Genomic DNA, 9,122 nt, shown 5'->3' with positions numbered 1-9,122 from the left:
GTTCTACTCCGGCAAACACAAACATCACGGGATGAACCTGCAGGTCATCTCCACCCCCGGCGGCGACATCGTGTGGGTATCGAGCGGACTACCCGGCAGCGTGCACGATCTGGCGGCGGCCCGGATCTGGCGGATTCTTCGCGAACTCGAACGTGCTGGCTGGATCACGTTGGCAGACAAGGGTTATCAGGGAGCACTGGCTGTTTCTGACGCCCTATAAGGGCAAGAACAAACCCGAGTCTCAGAAACACGCAAAACCGCGCCCATGCCCGACTGCGTGGCTGCGGCGAACGCGCCAACGCACACAGCTCAAGAGCTGGCGGGTACTGCGGAAGCTCCGATGCTGCCCTTACAAGGCCGGCCAACTCTCCAAGGCCATCCACGTGCTACAAGACCGCGAACTTCAGGCCGCCAGACAAAGATGAAAAAGGCTCACTGTCTCGAGTCGCGGACATATCCTGCTGCGCGACTGACCCTTGCCGATTGGAAAGCCTTGGCCGCTTGGCTCGATCCAGGCGGATCCCATTCGATGGGACAGATTCGACCAGAATAATCCGGCGGTTCGGGGCGAGCGGCCTCCGTATCACGTCACGATGCGCAGGGGATGTCCGAGCAGGTCACCGAGTTGTTGGAGGAACTGCGCGGCCACGGCTCCGTCGATGGCGCGGTGGTCGGCGGACATGGTGACCCGCAGGATCTTCCGGGTCACCACTTGGCCGTCGTCCAGCCGGAGCTCGTCGGTAGCCGCGCCGACAGCGAGGATGGCGGCCTCCGGCGGGTTGATGACGGCGGTGAAGTGCTCGATTCCGAACATACCCAAGTTCGAGATGGTGAAGGTGCCACCGTCCATCTCGTTGGCGCGCAGCTTGCGGTCGCGGGCGCGTTCGGCCTTGTCACGGCTTTCGGCGGCGATCGCTGACACGCTCTTGCGGTCGGCGTCACGCAGCACCGGTACCAGCAGGCCCGCCGGGGTCGCGACGGCGATGCCGAGATGTACTCCAGTGTGCTGCAACAGTTTGTCGTCGGCGAAGGAGACGTTGATCGAAGGGTTCGCCCGCAGCGCGACGGCGACTGCTTTGACGAGTAGATCGTTTACGCTGACTTTGCCCGCGTCGGTTTGTGCCAGCGTGTCGTTGATCTGCGCTCGGAAGCTGAACAGATCGGTTACGTCGATGGCGCTGGTCAGGTAGATGTGGGGAGCCTGCTGTTTGCTCTCGGTGAGCCGCGTGGCCGAGACGCGCTGGATGGTGGTCAGCGGGATCTCCGCGTAGGCCGTCGAAGCCGGTCCGGGAGTCGAGCGTTCTGTTTCCGGAGCCGTGGTGCCTTCTATCGGTGTGGCGAGCTGGGCTGCGCGATGGGTGGATTCGACATCCTGCCGGGTGATGCGCCCACCCGGGCCGGTGCCCACTACGGTGGAAAGGTCGACACCGAGTTCTTCGGCGATCTTGCGCGCCAGCGGCGACGACTTCTTGCGACCCAGGGCTTCGTCGCCGCCCGCGGCGGCTGTTTCGGCGACGGTGACAGCCGGGCCCGTGGAAGTCACCGGCGCAGGGGTATCGCCGAGATGTGGTGCAGGAGCGGTTGGCGAAGCCTGTTCGGTGGGTGCGGTGGCCGCAGGTCCGACCGCGGTGTGGTCCGACGTGCTGGTGGCGGATCCGCTGCCATCGCCGATGATGCCGATCGGGGTGCCGATCGGCACGCGTGCACCTTCCCCGGCGAGTATCTGCTCGAGGACGCCTGCGTCGTAGGCTTCCAGCTCCATCAGGGCTTTGTCGGTTTCGATCTCGGCGAGGATCTCGCCTCGTTCGACCGGATCGCCGACCTGCTTGAGCCACGAGGCGATGACGCCTTCCTCCATAGTGTCGGAGAGGCGAGGCATGGTGATTTCGGGCATTGGTGTGTCCTTCGGTATCAGCGTCGCTTGCCGACGGCCGCGAGGGTTTCGACTGCGGCGGTGTACAGCGAATCGGCGGACGGCAGAGCGAGCCGTTCGAGCGGCTTTGCATATGGGAGCGGCACCTCGGCCATGGCCACCCGGCGCACGGGGGCGTCGAGGTAGTCGAAGGCGCCGTCGGAGATGGATGCCGCGACCTCTGCGCCGATGCCGTAGGTGAGCCAGTCGTCCTCGCCGATCACAGCGCAGCCGGTCTTGCGGACGGACTGGATCAAGGTGTCGCGGTCGAGGGGGCGCAGACTACGCAGATCGATGACCTCGGCTGAGATGCCTTCGGCAGCGAGCCGTTCAGCGACCTGTGTGCACACCGTCGCCATCCGGGAGTAGCCGATCAGCGTGATATCGACCCCTGTCCGGGTTACCGCCGCCTTGCCGATTCGGGCGATCGGAAGATCTTCCGGCACTTCGCCTTTGGTGTTGTAGAGCGACAGATTCTCCAGGAACAGCACCGGATCGTCGTCGTCGATGGCGGCCTTGAGCAGCGCCCGCGCATCGGCCGGAGTGCTCGGCGCGACCACCTTCAGGCCAGGCACGAATGCGTAGTACAGCTCGATGTTCTGTGAATGTGTTGCGCCCAGCTGCTGTCCGCCGCCGCCCGGGGTGCGAATGACCATGGGCACATTGGTCTGTCCGCCGAACATCCCGTAGACCTTGGCGGCGTGGTTGACGATCTGATCCAGCGCCAGCAGCGAGAAGTTGATCGTCATGATCTCCACGACCGGGCGCAGGCCGAGCATGGCGGCACCGATGGCTGCGCCGACGAAGCCCTCTTCGGCGATCGGGGTGTCGCGTACCCGTTTCTCGCCGAATTCGGCCAGCAGGCCTGCGGTGATCTTGTAGGAGCCTTCGAAGACGCCGATCTCCTCCCCTATGAGGAAGACGTCGTCGTCGCGCCGCATTTCCTCGCGGAGGGTTTCGCGCAGCGCTTCACGATAGGTCATGACAGCCACGGTGATGTCCTTAACTGGTGAAGAGCGGATCGGCGGGCAGACGGCGTGAATCGCCTGGTACCGGCGTCGCGTAGTTGTAGTCGAACAGGCTCGACGGCTGTGGATGCGGGCTGGAGTCGGCGAATTCCACCGCGGCGGCGACCTCCGCGCTCACTTCGGCCTCGAGGGTGGCTGCGGCTTGCTCGCTCAGTACACCGGCCTCGATCAGGGCGTTGTGCCAACGTACGACCGGATCGTTGGCACGGGCGATCGAAACCGCGTCGTTCGTACGATATTTCGCCGGATCGACAACGGAGTGGCCCTTCAGGCGGTGACTCACCGCCTCGAGCAGTGCCGGTTTCCCCGCACGCCTCGCCGTTTCGATGAGCTCGCTCGCCGCGTCGCGGACGGCCAGCACATCGGTGCCGTCCACGCGCTCACCACGCATGCGGTAGGACGCGGCGCGCTTCCATAGATCCGGTTCGGCGGAGGAGCGTTCGACCGTAGTGCCCATCCCGGTCAGGTTGTTGATCACCAAGAACACCACGGGCAAATTCCACAGCGCCGCGATGTTCAGCGACTCGTGGAATGCGCCGATATTGGTCGTGCCCTCACCCATCTGGCACACGACCACGTCGTCATCGCCGCGATAGTCGATGGCGAGCGCGGCGCCGACGGCCAGCGGGAGCTGGCCGCCCACAATGGCGTAACCGCCGAGCAGGCGGGTCTCGGTGTCGTAGATGTGCATCGAGCCGCCCCAGCCCTTGGAGACGCCGGTGGAGCGGCCGTACAGTTCCGCCATGACCCGGCCGGGCTCGATGCCTTTGGCCAGCGCGTAGCCGTGCTCACGATAGTTGGTGAACAGATAGTCGGTCGGTCGCATGGCCGCGCCCACCCCGACCACGGTGGCCTCCTCCCCCAGGTTCAGGTGACAGTAGCCGCCGATCTTGGCCTGCTGGTAGCTCTGCGCCGTACGCTCCTCGAATCGGCGCACGAACAGCATGTCGCGGTAGAGGCCGCGCAGGGTGCTGGGATCCTCTGCGGCGATTCGCGTGTTGATCGGGGCGCTTACCGAGGAGTCGTCGCGGTGCTCTGCGGATACTGTGTCGTCGGTTGCGCGACCTTCGGTGGCGAGCTCGGCTGCGGCGTGCACGCGTTCGGGCGCCGGCCGAGTCGCTTTACGGGCAGATTTGCGCGGTGCGGTTCCGGTGGTCACGACAGGGCTCCTCAACGCTTCCGGGGCGGGATGTGCACGGGCAGTCCGAGTCCGGCGAAGGCCGCCTCCATACCGATCTCGCCGAGGGTGGGGTGGGCGTGGATGGTGTCGGCGAGCTCGTCGAGGGTCGCCTCCAGAGCAATGGCCAGCGCGCCTTCGGTGATCAGGTCACTGGCCGACGATCCGATGATGTGCACGCCGAGCACTTCCCGATAACGCTGTCCGGCAATGATCTTCACGAACCCTTCGGTCTCGCCGAAGGTCTTGGCCCGGCCCAGCGCTGCGAAGGGAAAGCGCGCGGTGATGAGGTCGTGTCCGGCCGCGCGCGCCTTCGCCTCGGTGAGCCCGACACTGGCGATCTCCGGGTGGGTGAAGGTGGCGGCCGGTATCGCGGTGTAATCGATGTGCGCCGGGTGACCGGCGATCACATCGGCGGCGGTGAGGCCCTGATGCGAGGCGACGTGCGCGAGCAAGGCGCGGCCGGTGACGTCGCCGATGGCGTAGACGTGCTCGACGCTGGTACGCAGCTGCTCGTCGACGGGAATGAATCCCCGTACGTCGGCCTCGATTCCGGCAATTTCGAGGCCGAGTTCGGCGGTGTTGGGTCGCCGTCCCACGCCGACGAGCACCACGTCCGCGTCGAGTTGCCGGGCATGCTTGCCGCCGACGGTCACCCGCAGCGCGTCGGTGCGCGCGATGGCTTCGACCGTCGAGCTGGTGAGCACGGTGATTCCGCGCTTGGTGAAAGACCGGCCCAGCGCCGATCCCACGTCGGCGTCCTCCAGCGGCACCAGGGTGTCCTGCATTTCGACGATGGTCACCTGACTGCCGAAGGTCGCGAACAGGCTGGCCCATTCCGCGCCGACCGCGCTGCCTCCGATGACGACCAAGCGGTCGGGCACCCCGATCAGCCCGAACGCGCCGTCGGAGGTGACCACGCCCGGCAGGTCGGCACCCGGAATCGGCAGCTGGGCCGGCACCGAGCCGGTCGCGATGATCACGTCGTTCGCGGTGACCGTGCGCGTGGCGGTGGCCGTGGGCGCAGCGGCGTAGCGGGGACCGCCGGGGAAGATCGGCGAATGGCCGGCCTCGAACACCTCGACGCTGGTCGGGCTGGTGAAGCGGGCATGGCCTTCGATCACCGTCACGTCGTTGGCGGCGAGCAGGCTCGCCACGCCGTCGGTAAGTTCCTTGACGATGCCGTCCTTGCGTTGCCGCACCACGGCGAAGTCGTACCGCACGTTGTCGGCGTAGACGCCGAAATCGGCTGCCGCGGTGATGGTCTGGAAGATCTCAGCGGATCGCAGCATCGCCTTGGTCGGAATGCACCCCCAATTCAGGCAGACCCCGCCTGGACGCTCCTTCTCCACCAAGCCGACCCGCAGGCCGCGCTGGGCCGCACGGATAGCGGCGACATAACCGCCCGGGCCGCCGCCGACCACCAGTAGATCGAAATCCGGCACTCGTGGTGCTCCTCTTACTCGATGATTCCGACCCACCTCCGATTGTGGGGTGAGTCATATCGAGTGTTGCTGGAGCGAAATGCCCAGACAATCGCCGTGAAGCCCAGTTATAGGGGCTCGAGACTGGGCGCTGAGCCCAATCCGGTGAGGCTATCCGCCGACCGATATCGGGCTCAGTGTGATGGCGGGATGAGGTCGAGCGCGGCCAGCGCCAGCGACAATTCCACGTAGTTACGCTGACCTTCGAGTGGATGGCCGAGCAGAGTGGAAATGCGGTTGAGCCTGTTGATGACGGTGTTGCGGTGGCAGTGCAGCTGCGGCGCGGCGTGGGCGGCGGAGCAGTTGTGTGCCAACCAGGCCGCCAGCGTCTCCAGCAGGATGCTGCGTTCATATGCGGGCAGTTGCAGGACCGGACCGAGGGTGTGGGCGACCAACATGTCTGTCAGATCCTTCGAGCGCAGGAGCAACGCGTACTGGAAACGCTGGTCCAGTGGCACCAATCCCGTTGCGTCATCGGGCAGAGTCTGCAACGTCAGCAATGCCCAAGCATGCGCGGTGTCGACCTCGTCCAGTCCACTCACTGCGGGTGAGGCACCAGCCCGTCCCCTGACGTACGGTTCGATCCGTCGCAACACCCAGCTGACGTTATGACGCTCGATCGCAACCAGCCCGACAGTCGAATCGACGCGATCGTGCCACACCGAACGAATACCGACCGCGGCCAACGCTGTCTCCGTGCCCGTGCGTACCGGCCCGCCGACGCCGGAGACTACGACGACCAGATAGGTACTGCCGACCGGCAGATTCAACTCACGTGCGGCGCGGGCGAGGAAGGCGCTGTCCCGTGCTCGACCGCCGAGCAGGTCCTCGATCAGAGCGTGACGACGGCGCTCATCGCTGCGCAGCTGCTCGAATTCGGTATTGCGGTAGGAAGTGACCAGTGACGAGGACAGCCCGTCGATCACTGCCCACAACGCGGTGCCCACCGCACGGATCTCGCCGGGAGCGAGGTCGTCCGCCTTCTCCAGCAACACCTCCCACACAACCCTGCCGCCGAGGCGGAAGGTACGCAGCATAACTTCCAGCGGCACCCCCTGCTCGGCACGGCGGCGACCGATGTACGCGGCGACCTCGTCATCGACGGCAGTCATCGGCGCACCCAACAGATCGAGGATGCGGGTCACGTATCGACAGCAGCCATCGTGCAAATCCGCGTGAGTAATCGACGAGTAATCCGTCCATTGCGGATTGTCGGTGAAGATGTCCGATATCAGCCGGTCGATCAGAGTCGGGATCTCTGCACGGCACGCCGCCACCAGTTCCTGCATGCGAGTCCCCGGAACGGTCTTCTGTGGGGTCGACATGTCGATCAATATCCTTCTCATCGGCTGTGCTCCAGGACTGGCGGCAGCACACCACGACATCGCTGCCGGGAGCGATCGGGTCGCCATCCCGGCGATGCGGTGACGCCGACGGGTGGGGCCGCGTTGCCGAACGCCCGGACCCACATCGCAATTCAGTGAATGTCGGCAGACCGGTCGCCGCCGATCGTGATCGAGATCGCCAATGGGCTACGGTTCGAGGTATAGCCGTTCGCCCGGTAACCGTACCAGGCCATCAGTGCTTCCGGTCAGCACGGTAATGGCATTGGGGCGGTAGTGGGTACTCCATTCCTGGACGAAGATGAACGCGGCAGTGAAGCAGGCCGCGAATTCCATCCGAATCCCGTGCAGGTTCACCGAGAGGTGCACGTCGGGTTCGTCGAGCCACGGTGATATCGCTTTGTCCATCGAATTTCCTCGGCAATGGCGTCAGACATAGCGACGCACGCTATCGGGGTCTTCTCAAAGCGGGGTAGGCCGCTGCGAGTGCAGCACGAAAATATGTGTCGCAGTCGAGCTGATCGACTGCCTGGTCGAGCATTTCGACAAATCTGGCGTTGGTGACGCCGAACTGGACGAAGAGTTCACCCTCGGGTGGGCGACCGTACGGCGCCCAGGCTCTGGCGAAACGAATGAGTGCCACGGCCTCGGTCGTCGATAACACCGGTCCGGAACTCCTACGCGCGCGGACCACTCGCTGCGGACTGATTCTTTGGTGGTCTGCCATTTCGGACCCGACCGGTGTGCATCCTGGACGAGCGACAACAGACGACGTGCGGGGGCCGGTTTTCAGATACTTGATCATCTTTGTCTTCTGTTCATTTTGTGAAATGCGCCGTGAGACATCGATCGAAACCTGTCGAATCGAGTGAGACCCACACCGCACGATCTGTCGTGATGGTTCTGCTCCGAGGGGATGGAGTGCCCTTCCGGGCTGGGCAGGAGTCCGCCCGGCCCGGGAGAGCAGGGTTGCGGTCCTACCCCAGCAACATCACCCGCATCTCTCGCCCGCCTACTTCGCCGGTACGAACGGCTGGTTGATCGTGGCGAAGTACTGGATCGCAGCCCCGATGGCGACCGGAGCGGTGATCAGCAGCTGGCCCGCGAGCGTGCCGAGAGCGCCGACTGCGATGATGCCGCCGAGGCAGCCGATGGCCGCGGCCGGGATGAACGCACCGAACAGGCCGATGATGGTCGCCGAGGCGACCGTCGCGCCGGCGATGCCACCGAGCACGCAGCCGACGGCGCCGCCGCCGATGCCGCCGATCAGGGTGCCGACGGTGGCACCAGCGGCGATGGTGTCCTTCATGCGGTTGAAGGCGGCGACCTCACGGTCGTACTCCGTCTTCCACGGCGCCTTGTCCTCGAAAGGCAGGGCGACCGGCTTGTAGGTCGCGTGCGCTACATCGAATTTCGGTGTCAGCGTCGCGGTCCGATCCGCGATATCCGCAGCGATCGGGAATTCGAAGTCATCGACACGGAACGTCAACGGCATACCTGCCACCGTGGCGCCCTGGCTGGTTTTGATCTTGAAGACACCGTCCTCCACGACCATCGAGCCGGCATCGGTCGTGATGATCGATTGGGTGTCGGTAGCTTTGGCCGTGAATCCGACCGCACCGTCATCACCGCTGGGTGCCGCACCGGCCGAGCCGGATGCGATCCCGACCGCCACGACCAGCCCTGCGGCCACAGTCATGACTTTCCTCATTCTTATTCCTCTCTGGATATTTCATTTCCCCCACGCTTTTCCGGGCGTGCCGTGGTGGCGTATATCGCACCGCTGGCCGCCGGTCGAGGAGGAGCAGGTCCGGCCTGACCTGGACCTGCGGACCTCGTTATGCATGAGCGTTGTCAGCAGCAGCGGTTGGCCGGATTTCGGTCGGCCGCGGCGTGCCGGGCCCGCCAATACTCGCGTTCGGACGGGATTTCACAGGCCTGATGGTTACGCCGCAGGTGGGTGACATAACGCTGGTAGTCCTGGCCGCCGAGCACCGAATCGAACCACCGCACCACCGTCAAGAATGCGGAGGCCAGCCGATGCCCGGCAGCGTCGGCCCTCATTGCATCGCTTCCACTTTGGCGTGTGCCGCGCCGGGTGCGCGTACTTGTCCGGTCGCGATCAGTTCGTCCCATTGTTTCTGGATTTCCTTCTCCGCCGCGGTGGCGATGAATCCG

General features: G+C 65.0%; 8 protein-coding genes and 1 pseudogene. 1 reads left to right on the top strand and 8 read right to left on the bottom strand.

The genetic code is table 11. The features are described from left to right. Positions 1 to 425 (top strand): annotated as a pseudogene (locus tag AB0M45_RS33510) (transposase family protein); the annotation flags it as partial. Positions 426 to 583: 158 nt separating this feature from the next. Here the strand turns inward: AB0M45_RS33510 and AB0M45_RS33505 are convergent. From AB0M45_RS33505 to AB0M45_RS33470, 8 genes are all read right to left on the bottom strand, one after another. Then, on the bottom strand, positions 584 to 1,894 hold the full coding sequence (locus AB0M45_RS33505; RefSeq protein WP_364337454.1) for a dihydrolipoamide acetyltransferase family protein: 1,311 nt from the start codon (positions 1,892 to 1,894) through the stop codon (positions 584 to 586). 17 nt (positions 1,895 to 1,911) lie between these two features. After that, positions 1,912 to 2,895, bottom strand: coding sequence for an alpha-ketoacid dehydrogenase subunit beta (locus AB0M45_RS33500; protein ID WP_364337452.1), 984 nt, complete (start codon positions 2,893 to 2,895; stop codon positions 1,912 to 1,914). Between the two features lie 19 nt (positions 2,896 to 2,914). Then, positions 2,915 to 4,099: a pyruvate dehydrogenase (acetyl-transferring) E1 component subunit alpha gene (gene pdhA / locus AB0M45_RS33495; RefSeq protein WP_364337450.1), complete on the bottom strand. Its 1,185-nt coding sequence runs from the start codon at positions 4,097 to 4,099 to the stop codon at positions 2,915 to 2,917. Between the two features lie 11 nt (positions 4,100 to 4,110). Continuing rightward, positions 4,111 to 5,562 carry a dihydrolipoyl dehydrogenase gene (gene lpdA, locus AB0M45_RS33490; protein ID WP_364337448.1) on the bottom strand — a complete coding sequence of 484 codons (1,452 nt, stop codon included), beginning with the start codon at positions 5,560 to 5,562 and terminating at the stop codon, positions 4,111 to 4,113. Between the two features lie 173 nt (positions 5,563 to 5,735). After that, entirely contained in the window at positions 5,736 to 6,926 is a 1,191-nt protein-coding gene (locus tag AB0M45_RS33485; RefSeq protein ID WP_364337445.1) for a helix-turn-helix domain-containing protein, read from the bottom strand. Positions 6,927 to 7,133: 207 nt separating this feature from the next. After that, a complete protein-coding gene (locus tag AB0M45_RS33480) occupies positions 7,134 to 7,352 on the bottom strand; it encodes a hypothetical protein (protein ID WP_364337443.1) in 219 nt (72 codons plus the stop codon). Between the two features lie 604 nt (positions 7,353 to 7,956). After that, positions 7,957 to 8,655, bottom strand: a complete 699-nt coding sequence (locus AB0M45_RS33475) for a hypothetical protein (protein ID WP_364337442.1) — start codon at positions 8,653 to 8,655, stop codon at positions 7,957 to 7,959. 143 nt (positions 8,656 to 8,798) lie between these two features. After that, entirely contained in the window at positions 8,799 to 9,008 is a 210-nt protein-coding gene (locus AB0M45_RS33470; protein WP_364337440.1) for a YbdD/YjiX family protein, read from the bottom strand. Positions 9,009 to 9,122: the final 114 nt, after the last annotated feature.

The organism is Nocardia sp. NPDC051787 (assembly GCF_040681325.1).
In the GTDB taxonomy this organism is placed as follows: domain Bacteria; phylum Actinomycetota; class Actinomycetes; order Mycobacteriales; family Mycobacteriaceae; genus Nocardia.
The sequence above is the reverse complement of the archived record's forward strand: the minus strand, read 5'-3'. Positions and strand labels throughout refer to the sequence as shown.

What these genes read in the sequence shown, in the direction of transcription:
- AB0M45_RS33505 (WP_364337454.1), bottom strand. Translation starts at nt 1,894, where the DNA reads ATGCCCGAAATCACCATGCCTCGCCTCTCCGACACTATGGAGGAAGGC.
- AB0M45_RS33500 (WP_364337452.1), bottom strand. Translation starts at nt 2,895, where the DNA reads ATGACCTATCGTGAAGCGCTGCGCGAAACCCTCCGCGAGGAAATGCGG.
- AB0M45_RS33485 (WP_364337445.1), bottom strand. Translation starts at nt 6,926, where the DNA reads ATGTCGACCCCACAGAAGACCGTTCCGGGGACTCGCATGCAGGAACTG.
- AB0M45_RS33480 (WP_364337443.1), bottom strand. Translation starts at nt 7,352, where the DNA reads ATGGACAAAGCGATATCACCGTGGCTCGACGAACCCGACGTGCACCTC.
- AB0M45_RS33475 (WP_364337442.1), bottom strand. Translation starts at nt 8,655, where the DNA reads ATGAGGAAAGTCATGACTGTGGCCGCAGGGCTGGTCGTGGCGGTCGGG.
- AB0M45_RS33470 (WP_364337440.1), bottom strand. Translation starts at nt 9,008, where the DNA reads ATGAGGGCCGACGCTGCCGGGCATCGGCTGGCCTCCGCATTCTTGACG.